Raw genomic sequence first — 20,494 nt, forward strand, 5'->3', positions numbered from 1 at the left:
CTGTATATCTAATAAAATAATTAAATTCTAATTACGGTAAATAAAAACGCCTGAACGATTATTTTTCACTTTTCCTTTTTGGTAAGTTAACTCACCATTTACAAATACACTTTCGATTCCCTCAGCAACTGACATAGGATTTTCAAATGTTGCTGTGTCTTTAATATTCTTTGGGTCAAATAAAACTAAATCGGCAAATGCGTCTTGGCGAATCTCACCTCTTCCCGCGAGGTTATAGCGCTTCGCAGACATTCCGGTCATTTTGTGAATCGCTTCTGGTAGCGCAAACAGTTTTTCATCTCGGCAGTAATGACCTAAGACTTTCGGGAAGGTGCCCCACAATCTTGGATGTGGATGCGGGTCATTGGGTAAACCATCAGAACCAACCATGGTCAGCTTGTATTTCAATACGCGCTTTACGTCGTTCTCATCCATGCAGTGGTAAACCGCACCGGCTGGTTGAAGCGCTTTTGCTGCGTCCATCAGTGGTAGGTTCATCTCATCAGCAATCTGCTTAAGCGTTTTGCCTGCATGTTCTGGCTTTGCTTTAGACCAAGTAATGAAGATATCGAAATCGTCCGTCACCTGTTTCAAATCTAATGTCGAAGAGCTCGCTGAATATGGGTAGCAGTCGCAAGACACATCTTGGTGCTCAGAAACCTTGTCCATCAAATCAAGCACTTCAACGGTTCTGCCCCAGTTACCTGCACCTGCACATTTAAGGTGAGAGATAACAACCGGTACTTTCGCGTATTGCCCAGTCTCAAACGCTTCTTCCATCGCGCTTAAGATCTCTTCGAATTCGGTACGCATATGCGTGGTATAGATGCCGCCATGGCTAGAAAGCACTTTCGCTAACTGCATCACTTCATTGGCATTAGCTTGTTTCGCGCTGGCGTAAGCCAAACCTGAACTCAAACCCAGTGCACCCTGCTCCATCGCTAAATCAAGGTTGGTTTGCATTACCGCGATTTCTTCTTCGCTTGCGGTGCGTTGTAGGTCGTCCATCACTTGGTTACGCAGTGTGGTGTGGCCAACTAACGCTGCTACGTTCACCGCTGGTTGCGCTTGCTCTACGGCTTGTGCATACGCGGCAAAGGTTGGGTATTTGAAATCAGCCTGCGCGCCTAATAGGTTCATTGGGTCTGGTGGATCGCCCGCCAAAACCGTTGGCGATGCGCTGATGCCACAGTTGCCAACAATTACGGTTGTCACGCCTTGGCTGATCTTTGGTAGGCAGTCTGGGTAACGAATTACATTGGTATCGTCGTGTGTGTGTACATCGATGAATCCAGGAGCCAATGCTAAGCCTGCTCCCTCAACCAACTGGCTACAATCTTCATGATCGACTTTGCCAATTTCGGCGATTTTTCCATCTCGGATTGCTACATCGGCACAAAACGATTGTTCGCCGGTGCCATCAAACACCTCTACATTTTTAATTATCGTATCGAACAACATTTCTCACTCTCTCAATCCACTTTGTTGATGGAGCTATATTAGAAATCCAGCCGATTATTTTCAGTGACAAAACACACATAATATTTTAATTTGTGTGATAGTTTCTATCACAAAACACATTACAGATATATTTAAACATTAAATAACAACCACTTAAATCATGTTAGGAATCAGCAATGAAACATAACCCTGCACAAAAATATGTTATAAAGTATCAAAAAGATAGTTTCATCTTGACTGAAAAAGGCCAAAAAGGGAGAGCTGTATCACAATCTGAGAACGGTGTTTATCGACTGGTTGATGAAGACATTTCGCTTCCGGTAGCAATTATCAAACAATCAGCGTTGACCAATAACCTGAATTGGATGCAATCATTCGCCGATCATCATCAGGTTAAATTGTCGCCACATGGCAAAACATCGATGACGCCTGATTTCTTCCGTCAACAGCTAGAAAATGGCGCTTGGGGAATTACCGTTGCGACACCTGCACAAGCAGAAATTGCAGCAATGGCAGGCGCAAAAAGAATCATCATGGCTAACCAATTGGTAGGTAAAACCAACATGGCGATCATCGAACAGCTTATTAGTGAGTTCGACGTTGATTTCTATTGCTGTGTGGATTCATCGGTAAACGTGCAGCAACTCAACCAATACTTCGCCAACAAAAAGCAGACGCTAAAAGCTCTAATCGAGTTTGGTGTTCCGGGTGGCCGTTGTGGTTGTCGTTCACCTCAAGAAGTTTTAGAACTGGCTCAAACCATTCAAGATACGCCTGCACTTTCGCTAGCGGGTATTGAGGTGTATGAGGGCGTGATTCATGGCGACAATGCCGAGCAAGACATTCGTACCTTCTTAAACCAAGCGCTGACCTCGGTCGAAAGCCTCGCATCAGACGGTTTAATTACCGGTCAACCTATCATCACTGGTGCAGGTTCGGCTTGGTATGACGTGGTTGCAGAATGTTTAGCGAACCTAACCGATTACTTGGCGATCATCCGCCCGGGCTGTTACGCGATTCACGACACAGGTATCTACCTAGACGCTCAAAGCAAGGTGTTGCAGCGTGCCCAAGTAAACCAAGGTTACGCGTGCGAATTGGGTGGAGATCTGGAATCGGCACTTGAGGTATGGGCGTATGTAATCTCTCGCCCAGAACCGACCAAACTAGTTGTTGGGCTAGGCAAGCGTGATGTGGCCTTTGATGCGGGGTTACCTATTGCCGAACGCGGCTATCGCAATGGCGAAGCTATCTCTGTGAAAGGGCTGACTGCGACCGCCGTGATGGATCAGCATACCTTTGTTGAAACGGACGGCTCTTCTGAAATTGAAGTGGGCGACATGATTGCATTCTCAACCTCACACCCGTGTTTAACCTTCGATAAGTGGCGCTACATTGCCATCAGCGATGACGACCATCAGGTAACAAACTGGGTGGAAACCTGCTTCTAGTTCGATTTTTCAATAAGCTAGAATCAGCGAAACAATAAGATATACTAACGGGGCTAACGCTTAGTTTTAAACGGCTAAAAAGCTAAAAAGCTTACTTCTTACGAGCTAGGTTCTTAATAACTAGGTGATAACGATTAGCCCCATCAACAAAGGATCAGGATTCTTGAGTTTAGAAGTAGATATCATTTCACAGATAACGGAGCGTTTTCCCGCTCTTCGTGATGCAGAGAAAAAAGTCGCTAAGCTGATCATGGACGACATTGATTTTGCTGCCAATGCCAGCATCACAGAGCTTGCTGAAAGCGCTCAAGTCAGTGAAGCCACCATTACCCGTTTTGCTAAGGCGATCGGCTGCAGCAACGTACGTGATATGAAGATCAAGCTTGCTCAAACACTGACAGTTGGCCAGCGTTTTATTCTCGAACCGGTTGACCAAACGGGTTATCAAGGTATCTACGAATCGATCAAGCAGAGCCTAGATATCAACCGCACTCTGTTCAAAGAACAAGACGTTGAAACCGCAGTCAGCTGGCTGCATAACGCCCGACAGATCATTGCTATCGGCATGGGCGGCGGTTCGACAATTGCTTCTCAAGAGCTGCAACATAGACTGTTTCGTTTGGGCTACCCAGTGGTGTCGTACAACGATGGCTTGATGTCACGTATGGTTGCTGCCACGGCAGATGCCAATGACGTGATGGTGATGATCTCTGCGACTGGCTTTACACCAGTGATCACAGAAACGGCAGAGCTGGCTAAGCAGTACGGACTTAAGATCATTGCGATTACCCCACAAGATACACCGCTAGCAAAGATTGCCGATATCTTGTTACCCATCAAGCATATGGAAACTGACTTCATCTACAAACCGTCGGCTTCTCGCTACGCCATGTTGGCGTTAGTGGATGTGCTTTCTATGGGGATTGCGGTCAATCATAAGAATCGTTCGCGCGACAAGCTGCGTCGTTTGAAGGTTGCGTTAGATTCCTACCGAGGCGGTGGCGACCGACAGCCTCTCGGTGATTAACGAATCAAGGATAGAATGAGCTTAAATTCTGGTGCGCGGCAATCTTTCACTAGCTCGTATAAGCTCATTTCCAATCCCGTAATTTGGATACCAGCATCCGTTAGTCGACAGATTGCCAGATCTTTGTTGAGTGCCGTTCGCGAACTAATACAATCACTAACTACCTGAACCTTGTACCCAAGATCTAACAACCCCATTGCGGTTTGATAAACACAAATATGAGCCTCAATGCCACACACTAACCAAGTCTCCACACCCTTGTCTTGCACAGCTTCAATAAACTTAGGCTCGTTACACGCGTTGAACGTGAATTTCGGTATCGGCTTAGCATCACTCAATAGGTCATTCAGCTCACTAACGGTTGCCCCCAACTTCTCTGGGTTCTGCTCCAAGCTAATAATTGGCAGCCCCAAAACCTGCGCACCCTTAATCAACTTTCCACAGTTAGAAATCAGCGTATCGCTCTCATCAACAAGGCGTGCGAGCTTGCCTTGTACGTCCACAACCACCAACCCTGTGTTTTGTTTCGTTAGCATGTTTATTCCTTGTTTGAACAACCTGACTCAATAGGCAATCTGATATGTATTTTTTCTACTATGTAACGATTCAACTTACAAAGCCATACAGTAATAGGTACAAGACTACGGAATAATGCTCACCAACGGTCGAAAGGTCGCAAAACAAAAATTATTGATACTGGCATGACATTAAAGAGTGAGTAACAAAGATGAACAAGATAACAAAATCAGCATTAGCACTGAGTTTAATCAGCGCAGTTTCTCTTCCAGCTTTAGCAGCAGGTACTGACGGCGGTGCTTACATTGGTGGCGGTCTTGGCATATACCAAGATTCTGATACCGATGGTCAGGGCAGTTTAGATTCAGACGGTATGGGCTACAACCTATATGGCGGCTACCAATTCAACCGCATCGTAGGTGTTGAACTTGGCTACAACGATTATGCAGACTACAAAAAGGGTGCTGCAAAACTGTCTCCGACGTCTGTTTCCTTGTCAGCAAATCTTGGTTACACATTCGACAACACAATCCGCCCATTCGTATTGGCTGGTTTAAGCTCTGTTGACCTGAACGCAAACAAGATCGCTGGTTATGATGATGATAGCGGTACGGGTTTCCACTTTGGTGTTGGTGTTGAATACACGCCAATCGAACACCTAACGCTACGCTTGATCTCGCAAGCAGACGCAGTAAGCGTGGAAAACGACTACGGTACATACAAAAACGATAAGACACTAGCATTCAGCAGCATTAGCTTCGGTGGTTCATACAACTTCTAATGTGATTGAACCACATAGAATAAGCTGAACATACTAATTCACTTTGCTGTTCCACCTTGTCATGAAGGTCACTCAGTAAAGTGAATTTTTTGTTTCTACACACCTTAGCGTCATTTCACTTTAGCCAGTTTATCGCTCAGCGCCTTCTATTTGAGCTTTATGCAATGATATTAGAGCTTTCTTGGTAGCGAGACTAAAATAAAGGGATAAGTGACACAGGAAAACAATACCTATGAATCTACCACGCTTAAACATGTCGATAAACAAACTCCCTTTCGTTTTGGCAGTGTATTACCTGCTTGTCATTAACTTGCCTATCTCACGCGAACTGTTCAATATTCTTAGTGCCTCACAAGCCGAAAGCATTGGGTTTATCATCTCGATCCCATTTTTCTTTCTCGCCGCATTCAACTTTATCTTTCAAGTATTCAACTGGCCGATATTCGCCAAAGCTTTTTTTATCTTGTTACTACTTACTTCCTCTTTAGTCAGCTACAGCATGTTCAACTACGGCATTTTCGTAGACTATGGAATGATAGAAAACGTCTTCGAAACCAACAGCGGAGAAGCCGCTAGCTACCTAAGCAGCTATTCTATTTTATGGTTTGTTCTGATGGGAGGAGTCCCGTCACTGCTGCTTTTATTTACGGATCTTGAAAGAGAATCTTGGAGAGATTTTGCGATTTGGAAGTCGATAGGGCTGCTGTCTTCGTTGATCGTCATTGCCATCATTGCCGGGTTGTTTTACAAAGATTACGCATCGATTGGTCGTAATAACTCTCATCTTAAAAAGATGATCATTCCGACCGAATACGTCGCTTCAACCGCAAAATACATCAACAATACTTACATCAAAGAACCGATTCCTTACCAAGAAATCGGCTTAGATGCGCAGCTAAAACCAGAAGCTAAACAAGCTGAAAAACCAACCTTATTGGTGTTTGTTCTTGGTGAAACGGCACGTGTATATAACTACCAATATTATGGCTATGAGAAAGAAACCAATGCTCATACCAAACCCTATAACCCGATCTTTTTCTCTGATGTTCAGTCATGCGGAACAGCCACTGCGGTTTCTGTGCCGTGTATGTTTTCTAACATGAATCGCAGCAACTACGATCGTGATAAAGCCTACAACCAAGATAACGTAGTCGACATTATGAACCGCGCGGGCATTCACTCTATCTGGCGAGAGCACGATGGTGGAGACAAGGCGGTCGCACATCGAATCAAAGAGATGACTCTCGTCGCCAAAGACAGCGACCCGCTGTGTAATAAAGATGTGTGCTATGACACAGCCATGCTAGAGAACTTCGAACAAGATACTCAAGATCTTAAACAAGATAGCATCATTTTCTATCATATCTCCGGATCTCACGGCCCAACGTACTTTGAGCGTTATCCAGAAGAACATAAGAAATTTACGCCTGATTGCCCTCGTGCAGATATTGAAAACTGCACCAAAGAGCAAGTGGTAAACACCTACGACAACACCATCTTGTACACAGATTTCTTTCTCTCACAGGCTATTCAAAAGCTAGAGAAACTCACCGATAAGTACAATGTCGCGCTGATGTACATTTCCGATCACGGAGAATCATTGGGAGAAAATGGCGTCTACTTACACGGCATGCCTTATTCATTGGCACCGAAAGAGCAAACCCATGTGCCTATGATCCTATGGATGTCTGATGGTTTCGCCGAGCAGAAAGGGATAAACCAGACCTGCTTAAGAAAGGCAGGCAAAGAACAGAGCTTCTCCCAAGATAACCTGTTCGACTCTTTACTCGGCCTAATGGATGTACAAACCAAAGAATATCGAGAGAACCAAGATATTTTTGCTGCGTGTCGGTAGTGTTTTTGCTTATGTAAACCATCGGAAAACTCGAGTTGCCTGAACAAGCTCTCCTCAACTTCCCCTAAAAAGAAAAGACCTCGGTCTTTTCTTTTTTTTCGTCGCTAACATGGAGCCAGAGTGCTAATTTATAGCGACGAAACAATGAGCTATATTTAATAGACACAATAATGGAAGAGTCCGTCGTGTTCCAAAGACCAACCTGTCTTATTAGACTTTATCTCATTCACATCGCTCATTGAACTTACCAAGATTAAGCTCAGTTCAATACGGCACCTGAATGGCGCCGCAATATCAATGTTTACGTCATATCATTAAGGACAAATGAATGGACGCTTTCATAATTTCAAGCTGGCAATTTTCTGAGGGTGTGGCACATGAACACACCACCAGCCCAACCTCATTCGAGCAATCAACTTGGTATCACTGCCAAAGAGATGCTGACGGTTTGAGAGAATGGCTCCACAGTAATACGGTTCCAAATGCCATCATCGATTCATTACTCACCGATGACACCCGTCCTCGGTTCGAACAGTTTGGCCACGACTGTTTTTTGATGATTCTACGAGGCATTAATCTAAACGAAGGTGCTAACCCTGACGACATGCTTAGCCTACGCATCTTATGGTACAAAGGCACTTTAATATCGACACGCAAAGTTCCTTCAAAAGCGGTCAGTAATCTGATATCCGATCTCAAACAAAACCAAGGCCCGACATCATTACCTGATGTATTACTGGGCATGATACGTGGAATCAACCACAGTATTTCAACCTTCCTAGTACCCGTCGAACTCTTGATTGACGAGTTAGAATCTACATCCAATATCGACATAAGATCTATTAACGCTCTGCATTCAAGGCTACTTAGACTAAGGCGCTATTTGAAGCCACAGAAATACGTTTTTGAGGACTTAATGAGTGACCTGCCTGTACCATTGAGTAAGCACAACAGTCATATAAAGAACAGCCTTGATACCATCCTGAGAATTAATGAGTCTGTTGAGTTTTACATCGAACAAATTAATGTATTTTTAGCGAGCCTAAGTCAGCAACAAGCTGAAAAAATGAACAGAAATACGTACCTATTTTCTATCATTGCGGGTATTTTCCTCCCTGCTGGGTTTTTCACCGGTTTGCTGGGTGTCAATATTGCAGGAATACCCGGAACAGATAACCCAATAGCATTCCCACTATTTTGCGTTGGGCTGCTCGTGGTCATAGCGGCAGAGGTCATTATTTTGAAAAAATTGAGGTTTATTTAATGGTTGAGTTTTTGCAATCCAATATGTGGCTTAAACAAGTGGGTTTAGGTTTACTTCTTATCACTGTGTATTGGGTGATAAAACGCTTGGGGAAAAACTGGATAGAAACATTAGCGGAAAATAAACGCGTTGAATTGAAGCGAAAGCAGTTCGTGATTAAGTGTTTCAATATCGTTCTGTTTCTACTCTTCATCGCTGTGTTTACGATTGTTCTTAACTTGGGTTTTGGTGATATTTCGCTGTTTTTATCATCCATATTTGCGGTGCTGGGTGTCGCTTTATTCGCGCAATGGTCGATTCTAAGTAACCTCACAGCCAGTGTACTAATATTTTTCGTATTCCCTTATCGCATTGGCGACAGAGTAAGAGTCGCGGAGAAAGACGAAGACATCAGCGGTGTGATCATCGATATCACCATGTTCCACGTTATTCTTCGACACAGTTCGGGCAACATCATCACCTACCCTAATAACCTGATCCTACAAAAAGGCGTGATAAAGGTATTAGTTGATCCTGAGTTAAAGAGTGAAACTGTCGATTCCAAACTCATCAAAGCTGAAGACTCAGGAAAGTAATGCACCCTATTCAACGTCCCAATCAATAAGTTCAGCAGAGGGCAAAATATCTTGCCCTCTTTCAATTAACATCAGCTCTTCTGTTAACACCCACACACCTTTCAAAACTGTCGTTTTTATTCAATACCGGCCTCAAGCCGTCGCCTACAATTGCTGTTATTGAAACGTGGCTCAGCTAATCAATTATCTCATCGTCAATTGACGCACCTGAGAACAAGATGACGACCACGCACTCTACCGAATCAAAACAGCAGGAATTCAAGCGATGTTAGACATCAAGAAAATCTCAACACTTAGTGACTTAAGCGAACTTAAAACGGCTTACTTTGCTGAGTCAACAGCGCCACTTGATGGCATGTGGCACTTTGGCTTTGTGCCAATGTCTGACCATTTTGGTTTTTACGAAAACGGTAATCTTGTCGGTTATTGCGTATTGAATGGCGAAGGCTACTTACTTCAGTTCTACCTAGCACCAACAGCCAGTACTCATATTGAAGACTTGTTCCCCTTAATCGTAGAGAACAACAGCTCTGTGATTGGTAATGTGAAAGGCGCATTCGTGAGTACGGCTGAGCCACAATATTTATCACTGTGTGTCGACAACACAGAGTCATTTAAAGTGAATGCGATGATGTACCGCCAAAACTCTCAAGCCAGATCTGATTGTGATTCAGACCGTATTGAAGAGATAGAGATGAGCCTCGCGACAGAAGAACAACTGGAGCAGTTCGTTGAGTTTGCTTCATCAGCGATTGGCGCACCAAAAGAGTGGCTCACCGGTTACTACGGTAATTTGATTGCCCGTCAAGAGCTATGGGGCTACTGGGAAAGTGACGACATTCTCGCTACTGGAGAGTGCCGTAAGTTCGATGAGCATCAAACACAGTTTGCCGACCTAGGTATGATTGTCGCACAACAAGAACGCGGTAAAGGCTTTGCAACGCGTGTTCTTAACTTTCTAAAGCAGCACGCTAATAGCCAAGGGTTAGAAGCTATGTGCTCTACGGAAAGCAGCAATATTGGCGCACAAAAGGCCATCATACGCGCTGGGTTATCATCAAAGCATCGTATCTTGCAGTTTGATTTTAGCGAATTAAAGGAAGCTGATTAGCCTTGATTCGGATTAACAAACATCAAGACTAAGTTCTAACAATAGATACTGATAAAAACTGTCACCTCCAACGATATCCACATATAGTTGGAGGTGACAGTCATCTGAAATAGAAGGTCTAATGATCAATTGGTTACAGTCTCCAAAGTCCCCTGTAGTTGCTCAGTTCATTGATTGCTACTGGCTAATTGAAAAGACGCCCGACGCTCAAACTCATCAATTTCCGATACTCAATCCCGATCCATCGGCACACCTGATCTTATCGCCAAGCGAGCAGGTATATCACTACACGATTGAGCAACAGGTCGATCAAGGCGTTGGCAGCCATCTGCTGCTGCCACACCATAAAGCCATCGAATTGGATCACTCGAAGCCCTTTGTTCACTTGGGCATTAAATTCCATGTCGGAGCCTTGTATTCATTGGCTCTCCCAGATTGCCCTCACCCTAGTTTAGACAGGGTGAGTCCAGTCAAGCTCGCAGGTTTGCTAAACAACCCAAACGCCGATGCAACGTCACTGATCAAGCTCGCCCAAACCGATGTTGAGGCCTGCTGTCAGCAGTTAGATGATTTGCTGCTTCCTTGGTTATCGACAGCTAAAACGGATAGGCACAGCGAACTGACACGTAAGGTGTTGGGTGTGCTTGGTTCGACACCGATTGCAGAGCTTGGCGACAAGCTGTTTTGCTCGCAAAGAACATTGGAAAGAAGCTTCAACAAGGTAACTGGGCTGACATTAAAACAGTGCCAATCGATGAACAAACTCGAAGCGATGTTGGAATACTTGTATAAGCGAAATTTGGATGACATCGACTGGATGGACGTCGCCTTTCAATTTGGATTTAGCGACCAACCGCACCTGATTCGTTACCTAAAGAAAACCATCGGTCTAACACCCAATACTTACGCTAAACAAGGCGGTTTAACTATTGATGTTTATGGTGGAGTGAGATCGGACTAACCCACCTTTTGCCCATCAAGCACTCTTTGTCGATAGCGCACTATTTGTCTATAACGCGCATTCTTTCTATAACGAACGCTCTATCTATAACAAACGTCCTGTTTATAACGTACACCTCTGCCTTTGTGTCCCATTAGTAGCAAGTTTTATTGAGTTTAGATTTGCGACTAAATATACTGGGGACATCATCAGACGGAGGACAAAAATGAATAATAAAAACAAACATATAGTTTTAATTCATGGTCTATATATGCCTGCGTTGTTCATGCAATATCTGGATAGAAACTTCAAAAAACGCGGCTTTACAACGCACAAGTTTGCCTACAACTCGCTGCGTTTCCCTTCTGCAGCCAAACGCCTCAATCGCTTCGTGAATGCTCGCTTTAATGAATACGATGAGGTCTATTTCTTCGGTCACTCACTCGGTGGCTTGCTGATTCGCCACTACTTTAAGTTCTACCAGCCCGACTTTGCAGACACCTGCATCATTACCGCAGGTACGCCGCACAATGGGGCAACCATCGCCAAAACGCTTTCGAATCATGGGCTTGGATTTATATTTGGTTCGAGCAAAATGATCTTAAGCGATGGCTTGGGTGACTACGATATTGATGTACCGATTGGCGTGATTACAGGCACTTACGACGCCGGAGTTGGACGTATTGTACTGGGGAAAAACCCGGGCGATGGCACGGTAACACTCGAAGACGCAAACCTGAGAGGGGCAACGGATACTTACGCTCTCAAACTCAACCACACGGCGCTTGTCTACTCCAAGGAAGTCGTGGCACTGTCGGCTCAATTCATCGAACACAGAGCTTTTAAGGACGCTTCATAGCTTTTGCGTTAGCTGTTTTCCGTTAACTTTTGTGCGCGTTAGCTCGTGTATCTAGCTCTGGTTCTCTTATTGCTGTTTTCTTACTTCTGGTAGACCGATACAAAGATAGATAAAAACAAAAATACCACTCTGCGATGAGAGTGGTATTCAAAAATTCAATGCTGGAAGTGAGTGCTTGTTATACTTTCTATGCTTGTTACAGACGATTCACTCGCGTTGGTAAAAACACCTCACCCAACATGCATCGCACCGAACCACCACCAATGTCTTCAATCGTTTTCACGTTAAATGGCAGCAGCTTTCCGTGTGTCGAAAGCTGAGCTAATTGAGCTGGAGAAAATGCATCGTAAGCCGACTGAGACATCGCGATTACCTTATCGCCATTCACGGTTTCCAATTGCAGAATGTTGCCGCAGAATCGGTTCATCTGATCGATCGAGATCGAGATAACTTGCTTGTCTTTGGCAAGAGATTTCACCACAAAGCGGCGTTCAAACTCAGGAATCACTTCATCACAGATCACGCAGAAGTTATCACCAATCGCCATCATCACATTGGTGTGATAAATCGGCTGACCAGACGGTAATGCCGTTTGGAACGAAACCACGCGAGAATAACCAATACGCTTCGCATAATCTTCTAGTACTTCACGGTCGCAACGCTGAGAAAGCGCAGCATAGATCGTCTTATTGATGTGATCGATAACCATCACACCGGTGCTCTCTAGATAAGAACCTTGAGCAACGTACGACTCCATAGACTCACTGTGGTTAACAATGCGACCTGACGCTTCCAACACTTCAATCAGAGCAGTAGGCTTAACTTCATGCTGACGGTTTTCACAGGCCATAGGGAAAGTGAATAAACTTCCATCACTACAAGTACTGAACCAGTTGTTTGGGAACACTGCGTCAGGGGTTTCGACACCCAATTCTGGGTAATCAAACTCTACAACTTGCACACCTTCTTTACGCAACGAAGCCACCATAGCCTTAAATTCGGCCATCGTTTCCAGCTTCACCTCAGCTTCGGTCAGATTGACTCTGTGCTGAAACTCGTTATCACGTGCTGTTTCTTCGTTAAATCGAAACTCTTTTGGCGGAACCATAACAACGCAATTGGCGTTTTGAACATTAGTGATATGAAGTGATTTTTTGTGTAGGTTTAACATTTCAACCGTCCCTATCTTTTATTTACTTCAGAATTGTAAACAACTTGTTACGACAAGATTCACTGAAAAGAATATTGATTTGAATATTTATCCCAAACAATTACTGCAGATCTTAGATTAATCGGTAATTTTTACTGCAAGATAACAGCACATCAGAAAGAACCAACTGTATGCATATTCGTTAAGTCACTTTATGGATAAATATTCTGATTCCATTTTCTCGCCCATCACGAGTTTTGATTACAATTCAATCCATTTAACGTTAGGATTATCACCGTTGCATAACAATCAATTACGTTTGAAATAAGCTTAACTTTTCCTGTCTAATTCAATCTAAAATAAGCGTCATGAAAGACACTCTTTGGACCTTTCCTGTATCGCTTAGACAAAGTTTTAGTGTTTTAAAGCCAAGTGCCTAAATAGGCGCTAGAACAAAATCCATCGAATGACTTAATACTGATAAGAACCCATGGGCGCTTATATAATTTCAAACTAAGACAGTTAAATTTCGAATCAAGACCATAAAAACAAAGCTGCACCAACGATGCAGTCGCTTATAGATGCACTAGTTTATAAAGGGAAATCTATGTACAAGAAATTTGAAGGCTTTACTGAAGCCTTTCCAAAGGGAGAGCCGATACAACCTCCTACTGGAATACTGGCATTCTGCCGCCATTACACTCGAGGTTTTGAAAAACCGTTAATCTTGCTCGGCCTAATGAGCATGACCATCGCGATCATCGAAGTCGCGTTGTTCGGTTACATGGGCCAACTGGTTGATTGGCTATCAACAAGCAACCCAGACACTTTCTTAGCAGACAACGAATCGACATTGATGGGGCTCGGTATTCTGCTGTTGGTTGTGATGCCAATCTTGATCAGTGTTTACTCGCTATTGCTTCACCAAACTTTGCTGGGCAACTACCCAATGTCGATTCGTTGGTTAGCACACCGCTACCTTTTGAAGCAAAGCCTGTCCTTCTATCAAGATGACTTCGCCGGACGTGTCGCGACCAAAGTGATGCAAACCTCGCTTGCAGTGCGCGAAACTGTGACCAAGATGGTCGATGTGTTTGTCTACGTGACGGTTTACTTCACGGCGATGCTGTTCATGCTTGCTGAATCAGATTGGCGCTTGATGGCTCCGATGCTGATTTGGCTATTCGTTTACATCGGTATTCAACTGCACTTCGTGCCAAAGCTAAAAGACGTGTCTTCAGAGCAAGCGGATGCTCGTTCACTGATGACAGGTCGTATTGTTGATAGCTACACCAACATCGCGACGGTGAAATTGTTCTCACACAGTAAAAGAGAAACCGAATACGCCGAAGAAGGCATGGAAGGCTTCCTAGATACTGTGCACCGCCAAATGCGCTTGGTAACCGGCTTCAACATCTGCGTGGAATTCGCTAACTATCTATTGGTGTTCAGCATTGCGGGTATCTCTATCTACCTATGGCTAGATAGCGCAATCACCGTGGGTGCAATCGCGATTGCGGTCAGCTTGGCTCTGCGTATTAACGGCATGTCGAAATGGATCATGTGGGAAATTGGTGGTCTGTTTGAGAACCTTGGTACCGTGATTGACGGCATTAAAACTCTGTCTAAGCCTATTGCTATTGAAGACAAGAAAGACGCGAAGCCTCTGGAGGTTCCACAAGGCGGTATCAACTTCGACAATGTAAGCTTTAACTACGGTGAGAATAAGGGGGTGATCAACAACCTAAACCTCAACATCAAACCGGGTGAAAAAGTGGGTTTGGTTGGCCGTTCAGGTGCAGGTAAATCAACCTTGGTTAACCTGCTGCTGCGTTTCCATGACGTAGAAAGCGGTCGTATCTTGATTGACGATCAAGAGATCTCAACAGTGACGCAAGACTCGCTGCGCAGCAACATAGGTATGGTGACCCAAGATACTTCACTGTTGCACCGCTCGATCAAAGACAACATTCTTTACGGTCGACCTGAAGCATCAGATGAAGAAGTTTACGCAGCCACTAAACAAGCACACGCGCATGAGTTTATCGAAACGCTAACCGACCCGTTTGGCAACGTTGGTTACGATGCTCAAGTAGGTGAACGTGGCGTTAAGCTTTCTGGTGGTCAGCGTCAACGTGTGGCTATCTCACGTGTTCTTCTAAAGAATGCTCCATTACTTGTTCTCGATGAAGCAACTTCTGCACTCGATTCTGAGGTAGAGGCAGCGATTCAAGAGAGCTTGATTGAGCTAATGGAAGGCAAAACGGTTATTGCGATTGCACACCGCCTGTCGACCATTGCAGCGATGGATCGCCTGATCGTACTTGATGCCGGCAATATCGTAGAAGAAGGCACTCACCAAGAGCTGATTACACAAAATGGCATCTATGCTCAATTGTGGAATCACCAGACCGGTGGCTTTATTGCCGATGATCTTGAGCAAGCTACGAACGCTTAATTTTTGTGCTATTTTAAAAGTGCGATGTGATTCACACCAATTTGTTTATTAGCGGTAAATTACACATGGCAGAATGTTATGTCGTAATTATATAATGACATTAACACCAAAGACGCCTCGCTTGCGCGTTCTGGAATAAGGCTAGACTTCGGGGGGAGGCTAGCCTTTTTTATGCCTGCTATTTGGCGCTCTTTTCTACCTGTCCAATAAACTTCATCGATCCTTTTGTTTTTTTCTTGGCGTTTTTTTCTTAAAATGCGCGCAATATTCTTTCTAGAGATCAACCATGAACAAAAGTGTCTTAACTAACGTTATCGCGTTAGCGCTGCTTGCTGGCGGCTATGCGACAGCAAACCAATACTTGCTTTATGCAGGCCTATTCGCCTTTTCTGGTGCCATCACCAACTGGCTTGCGATTCACATGTTGTTCGAGAAAGTACCCGGCCTATACGGTTCTGGAGTGATTCCAGCGCGCTTTGAAGAGTTCAAGGCAGCCATCAAGCAACTGATGATGGAGCAATTCTTTACAGAAAGTAACATCGACCGCTTCCTAAGCAGCGAGATGACAGGAAAGTCGCTCAATCTAGAGCCTGTGATTCAGAAGATCGACTTTAACCCTGCATTCGACTCACTGGTGCATGTTATCGAGAACTCTCAGTTTGGCGGTATGTTGGCAATGTTTGGTGGCACAGAAGCACTAGAGCCAATGAAAGCGCCGTTTGTTGAGAAGATGCAAGAATCTGTGATTGAAATCAGCAAGAGTGATTCTGTAAAAAATGCCATCAAAGACGAGCTAGAATCGCCTGCGATGATGGATGAAATCAAAGAAAACATTGAGGCGATCATCGATCAGCGCTTGAATGAACTAACACCTAAGCTGGTTAAAGAGATGGTTCAGACCATGATCAAGAAACACCTTGGTTGGTTGGTCGTTTGGGGCGGTGTATTCGGTGGTGTGATTGGCTTAATCTCTGCGGCCATTACGCTTTAAGGCGAACAAGTTTATCGGGTTGCTCTTTATCTGACGCTCAACAAAAAATGGAAGCTTATTGCTTCCATTTTTTATATCTAAATCACGTTGGTAAGCGAAATTAGGCCACTATTTTAGAGTTGCCAACAACTCAGGGTTCACGCCGAAGCCCTTTTTATGCTCTTCAATCACCACTTCACTACGTGTCTGAATCACACCAGGCAAGGTGCCCAGCTTGGTGGCCATAAACGCTTGGTACGCCTTCATGTCTTTCACTCGAACCTTGATCATGGTGTCAAAGTCACCCGACAGTGAGTAGCACTCTTCCACCTCAGGCATCATTTCCACGGCTTGGGCAAATTTGTCGAAGATCGAAAAGCTAGTCTGATCGAGACGGATATGGATAAAGACTTGAACATCGAGTCCCAGCTTTTCTGAACAAAGCTCAGCATGATAGCCCGTGATGTAGCCCTCTTTCTCCAATCGCTTGAGTCTATCAGAGCAAGGTGACGTCGTAAGGTTGACCTGTTTTGCCAGTTCAACAACAGGTAAACGCCCTTTCATATGCAGAATTCTTAGTATCTCTTTATCGATACGATCGAGCTGATGCTGAGACATAACATTCCTTAAACATTCTAAATTCCGCTCAGTATATTCCATACCAAGTGCAATCGAAGAAAACCTCGCTCACACATTTAAAAACTAAATGCACGGATGATATTCACGCCAGATATAAACACATACAAATAGATAAGAACCCTTATAAATCAAACTCTGGTTATTAACAAATTATTATAGAAATGACCCGATTAACAAATAAGTTGAGCCGGAAACGAAAGAAAGGATATAGGCCAAAGTGAATAATATAATTATCAAAGAGAAAGGATGACTCTATTATGAAAACGCAAGAACTCGCATATAAACCTTACGGTATTGGTTCATGGACACACGTAACGGTATCAAAAGATGTTGCTCAGGCACTAGCAAGTGAATACTCAAACTATGGTTGGGATGTGAAGATTGATGGCGACGCCATTGTTGCCGAGCTAGCACTCAAAGCCGCATAGAAACGCAAAAACCTCCTAAAACGGAGGTTTTTTGATCTAAGTTAGTGAGCGCTTACTGTAAGTTAAGCTAAACCAATTTGGGGTACAGTACTTCCTGTTTCGCAACGACAATTGCACGTGCGGCAGAAGTGCTGAGTTTCCATATCGTAGTACAGGTTTCCACTAAATAGTTTTGACGTCCATTGCATCATACGGCCAGAAGCTGTCTCGGGCTCTGATTCACAACGTTTCATTATAGACTTATGTAGTGTTGTTTTTTTACATCCTTTGCAATAGAGATCAGGCATACCTTTGTCCTATAGGTCTTTAGTGGTTACTGACAATTGACACATCATGTCCAATTCGGTTCCACAATTCACCGAGCTAATGACAAAAGTGAGCGCCAAGTTCAAAAAATAGCCATTTTTCTGTTTTATTTTTTGACATCAAACGCCACCAACAAGACAGACCTTTCATTTCTCGCTCAAGATCCTTCGCTTTCGATTTACATTGTAAACCCCCATTTCAATATCAGAAAACCTCGAATAAACTTAATTTGAAATAAGACAAAGGTCGTACTCACATAAAAAAATAGAGCCACCGAAGTGACTCTATTGTTCATGTCTTTTGCTAATTCATTGGTATTTTTACAATGTAAATTAGTCTAGCTCAACGAGGTTCTTCTCGAACTCAGCGTGTTGCTTCTTAACTTCGTCTTCAGGCTCGCCCGTAATTAGACTCACGATAACGATAGAAAGAGTCGATAGGATGATTCCCGGTACGATTTCGTACACATCGAACCAACCGCCCGTGAACTGTTTCCAAAGTACAATCGTCACACCACCAACCACGATACCCGCTAGAGCGCCGTTACGGTTCATACGAGACCAGTACAGGCTCAATACGATAGCTGGGCCGAATGCAGCACCAAAACCAGCCCATGCGTAAGACACAAGGCCAAGTACTGAACTGTCTGGCGTCATCGCTAGCACAAGTGCAATTAGAGAGATTAGGATTACCGCGAAGCGGCCTACACGAACGATCTCTTCAGACGTTGCGTCTTTCTTCAGAATTTGCTTGTACAAGTCTTCTGCCATTGCAGATGAAGAAACAAGAAGCTGTGAATCAGCAGTACTCATGATTGCCGCTAGGATTGCAGCAAGTAGGATACCGGCGATGACTGGGTGGAACATTGCGTTAACAAGAAGCATGAAGATCTTCTCGCCATCGTCTAGTTTAGGCGCGCCAGAGTTAGTCACGTAGATTAGACCAACAAGACCTACTAGCATTGCACCAACCATAGACAGAGCAGACCATACCACCGCGATACGACGCGCGGTTGTTAGGTCTTTGTTGCTACGTGTTGCTTTGAAACGAGCAAGGATGTGTGGCTGACCGAAGTAACCTAGACCCCATGCCGCTAGCGAGATGATCGCGATAGCAGAAAGTGGCTCACCTTTCACATCATTCCATAGCGTGAGAAGCTCTGGGTTGATGTTGTGAAGATCAGTCGATAGCTGACCAAGACCACCGTTCATCGCTGCGATTGGTACAATCAATAGCGCAGCAGACATCAGCAGACCTTGAACCAAATCCGTCCAAGATACCGCAAGGAAACCACCAAATAGCGTGTAAGAAACCACACATACTGTACCGATGATTACCGCTGTTGTGTAATCTAGGCCGAATACTGTTTCAAACAATTTACCACCTGCTACCAAGCCAGAACTTGTGTAGAAAAGGAAGAATAAAAGGATAAAGAAAGCAGAAATTGTTTGGATCAGCTTAGAATTATCATTGAAACGACGAGATAGGAACTCAGGTAGCGTCAGTGACTCTGTTGTAATGCTGTAAGTACGCAGACGCTTAGCACTGATTAACCAGTTCGCCCAAGTACCAACTAGCAGGCCACCAGCAAGCCAGAATGCTTCAAAACCAGCAGCATAAGCGTAACCCGGTAGACCAAGTAGTAGCCAACCACTCATGTCTGATGCACCAGCAGAAAGTGCAGCAGGCCATGGGCCTAGCGAACGACCACCTAGGAAGTAGTCTGTCGAGCTAGAAGTACGTTTGTAAGCAATAACACCGATTGCCAGCATCATAATTAGATACGCAATGAACGTCGTCGTTATTGCAAAACTGTTTTCTATCATTTGATAGTCCTCATTTGTAAAAAGCCTTCCATGCCTAATTCAATGCAAGACACTCACCGTAAAGGCAAGCGAGTGCATTGAGTTAGGTATTCAGGCTCCAAAGCACTATGAGTTAAATCCAAAGATGGAGAAAAACAAAAGTGTTTAGAGCCAGTATTACTGAAGGTTAGTGAGCTTCGCTTCCAAGTTCGAGCAAGGTCGCGTTACCGCCCACGGCTGTTATATTTATAGTTCGCGTACGCTCGGTAATGAAGCGCAGCGATAGGTGTGGATCATTAGCAACATTCATTGCCGTTAGATCCGTTTCAGCTACTAAACCGACGATTGCACCGTCACGCTTAGCAAGTTGTAAATTGATAGCTTGAGCCGTTTGTGAATTACCCACGTAACCCGCACTTCGTACATCGCAAGACAGCAGCTGTTGAGCAGCGTCGTACGAGGCAACCTGTACCAAGTTAGTTGGTAGATTCGCTTGTTTCGCGGCGTCAGCAATTAAGGTATTGAACTGCACGTCATCACTGCACAGTTGCACGCTGTTACCCGCTAATAGTGCTGCGGTAATCATCGCGGTTGCTGTTTGCAGTGCTGGCACTTTCTCTTCGCAATCATCAACAATCACCAAAGCCACGCCACGACCTGCAGCATACAGCTCATTGGTTTCGCCCGTAGGCCCCGCCATGAGGTGATGCTCAGAAAGCAGTGCAGACGCTTGCTCTAGATGATAAGTCGCCACAGCAGCCAAAGGCGCAGATTGGCTTTCGATCTCTGATTTGAATGCAAGTACCTGAGCACTCTTATGATCAAAATCGGTAAGATTCCATTGTTCCCACGCTAACAAAGCATCAGAAAAACCTGTCACTTGATGAACCATGATACT

General features: G+C 44.3%; 18 protein-coding genes. 12 read left to right on the forward strand and 6 right to left on the reverse strand.

All coding sequences use genetic code 11. The annotated features are described in order from the left end of the window. Positions 1–27 precede the first annotated feature (27 nt). Positions 28–1,461: an amidohydrolase family protein gene (locus AB4133_RS16985; protein WP_102398392.1), complete on the reverse strand. Its 1,434-nt coding sequence runs from the start codon at positions 1,459–1,461 to the stop codon at positions 28–30. 176 nt (positions 1,462–1,637) lie between these two features. Here AB4133_RS16985 and AB4133_RS16990 point away from each other — a divergent pair, with 176 nt between their 5' ends. Then, a complete protein-coding gene (locus AB4133_RS16990; protein ID WP_372151642.1) occupies positions 1,638–2,912 on the forward strand; it encodes an amino acid deaminase in 1,275 nt (424 codons plus the stop codon). 163 nt (positions 2,913–3,075) lie between these two features. Continuing rightward, the gene (locus tag AB4133_RS16995; protein WP_017062019.1) at positions 3,076–3,939 is read left to right on the forward strand and encodes a MurR/RpiR family transcriptional regulator; all 864 of its coding nucleotides are present in this window, start codon (positions 3,076–3,078) and stop codon (positions 3,937–3,939) included. On the opposite strand, the gene AB4133_RS17000 is transcribed toward AB4133_RS16995, so the two are convergent. Next, the gene (locus tag AB4133_RS17000; RefSeq protein WP_372225092.1) at positions 3,936–4,475 is read right to left on the reverse strand and encodes a hydrolase; all 540 of its coding nucleotides are present in this window, start codon (positions 4,473–4,475) and stop codon (positions 3,936–3,938) included. The genes AB4133_RS16995 and AB4133_RS17000 overlap by 4 nt on opposite strands. A 191-nt stretch (positions 4,476–4,666) precedes the next feature. On the opposite strand from AB4133_RS17000, the gene AB4133_RS17005 reads away from it, so the two are divergent. The 7 genes from AB4133_RS17005 (at position 4,667) to AB4133_RS17035 (ending at position 11,840) form a co-directional block, all read left to right on the forward strand. Next, the gene (locus AB4133_RS17005) at positions 4,667–5,236 is read left to right on the forward strand and encodes a porin family protein (RefSeq protein WP_108092664.1); all 570 of its coding nucleotides are present in this window, start codon (positions 4,667–4,669) and stop codon (positions 5,234–5,236) included. A 232-nt stretch (positions 5,237–5,468) separates the two neighbouring features. Beyond that, positions 5,469–7,091, forward strand: a complete 1,623-nt coding sequence (locus AB4133_RS17010; protein WP_372225095.1) for a phosphoethanolamine transferase — start codon at positions 5,469–5,471, stop codon at positions 7,089–7,091. A gap of 328 nt (positions 7,092–7,419) precedes the next feature. Next, entirely contained in the window at positions 7,420–8,355 is a 936-nt protein-coding gene (locus AB4133_RS17015; RefSeq protein WP_108110798.1) for a CorA family divalent cation transporter, read from the forward strand. Then, positions 8,355–8,930 carry a mechanosensitive ion channel family protein gene (locus AB4133_RS17020; protein WP_004732514.1) on the forward strand — a complete coding sequence of 192 codons (576 nt, stop codon included), beginning with the start codon at positions 8,355–8,357 and terminating at the stop codon, positions 8,928–8,930. The genes AB4133_RS17015 and AB4133_RS17020 overlap by 1 nt, the downstream gene beginning before the upstream one ends. 265 nt (positions 8,931–9,195) lie before the next feature. Beyond that, positions 9,196–10,041 carry a GNAT family N-acetyltransferase gene (locus AB4133_RS17025; protein ID WP_372225099.1) on the forward strand — a complete coding sequence of 282 codons (846 nt, stop codon included), beginning with the start codon at positions 9,196–9,198 and terminating at the stop codon, positions 10,039–10,041. A 121-nt stretch (positions 10,042–10,162) separates the two neighbouring features. Beyond that, complete coding sequence (locus AB4133_RS17030) at positions 10,163–11,002, forward strand: AraC family transcriptional regulator (protein WP_151408037.1); 840 nt, start codon at positions 10,163–10,165, stop codon at positions 11,000–11,002. 205 nt (positions 11,003–11,207) lie between these two features. Further along, on the forward strand, positions 11,208–11,840 hold the full coding sequence (locus AB4133_RS17035) for an esterase/lipase family protein (protein ID WP_372225101.1): 633 nt from the start codon (positions 11,208–11,210) through the stop codon (positions 11,838–11,840). Positions 11,841–12,036: 196 nt separating this feature from the next. Here the strand turns inward: AB4133_RS17035 and AB4133_RS17040 are convergent, their stop codons facing one another. After that, positions 12,037–13,011, reverse strand: a complete 975-nt coding sequence (locus AB4133_RS17040; protein WP_004732521.1) for an arginine deiminase-related protein — start codon at positions 13,009–13,011, stop codon at positions 12,037–12,039. A gap of 586 nt (positions 13,012–13,597) precedes the next feature. On the opposite strand from AB4133_RS17040, the gene AB4133_RS17045 reads away from it, so the two are divergent. Then, a complete protein-coding gene (locus tag AB4133_RS17045; protein ID WP_372225103.1) occupies positions 13,598–15,448 on the forward strand; it encodes an ABC transporter ATP-binding protein in 1,851 nt (616 codons plus the stop codon). A 286-nt stretch (positions 15,449–15,734) separates the two neighbouring features. Continuing rightward, positions 15,735–16,439 (forward strand): hypothetical protein, encoded by a 705-nt coding sequence (locus tag AB4133_RS17050; RefSeq protein WP_017065155.1) that lies wholly within the window; start codon positions 15,735–15,737, stop codon positions 16,437–16,439. A 108-nt stretch (positions 16,440–16,547) separates the two neighbouring features. Here the strand turns inward: AB4133_RS17050 and AB4133_RS17055 are convergent, their stop codons facing one another. Then, positions 16,548–17,036 (reverse strand): Lrp/AsnC family transcriptional regulator, encoded by a 489-nt coding sequence (locus AB4133_RS17055; protein WP_004732526.1) that lies wholly within the window; start codon positions 17,034–17,036, stop codon positions 16,548–16,550. A 278-nt stretch (positions 17,037–17,314) separates the two neighbouring features. Here AB4133_RS17055 and AB4133_RS17060 point away from each other — a divergent pair, with 278 nt between their 5' ends. Beyond that, complete coding sequence (locus tag AB4133_RS17060; protein ID WP_372058863.1) at positions 17,315–17,485, forward strand: hypothetical protein; 171 nt, start codon at positions 17,315–17,317, stop codon at positions 17,483–17,485. A 638-nt stretch (positions 17,486–18,123) separates the two neighbouring features. On the opposite strand, the gene putP is transcribed toward AB4133_RS17060, so the two are convergent. After that, positions 18,124–19,614 (reverse strand): sodium/proline symporter PutP, encoded by a 1,491-nt coding sequence (putP, locus tag AB4133_RS17065; protein ID WP_229647623.1) that lies wholly within the window; start codon positions 19,612–19,614, stop codon positions 18,124–18,126. A 169-nt stretch (positions 19,615–19,783) separates the two neighbouring features. Further along, the gene (locus tag AB4133_RS17070; protein ID WP_171732677.1) at positions 19,784–20,488 is read right to left on the reverse strand and encodes a 1-pyrroline-5-carboxylate dehydrogenase; all 705 of its coding nucleotides are present in this window, start codon (positions 20,486–20,488) and stop codon (positions 19,784–19,786) included. Positions 20,489–20,494: the final 6 nt, after the last annotated feature.

Source organism: Vibrio sp. 10N.286.52.F8, from assembly GCF_041468745.1.
GTDB lineage: Bacteria > Pseudomonadota > Gammaproteobacteria > Enterobacterales > Vibrionaceae > Vibrio > Vibrio crassostreae_C.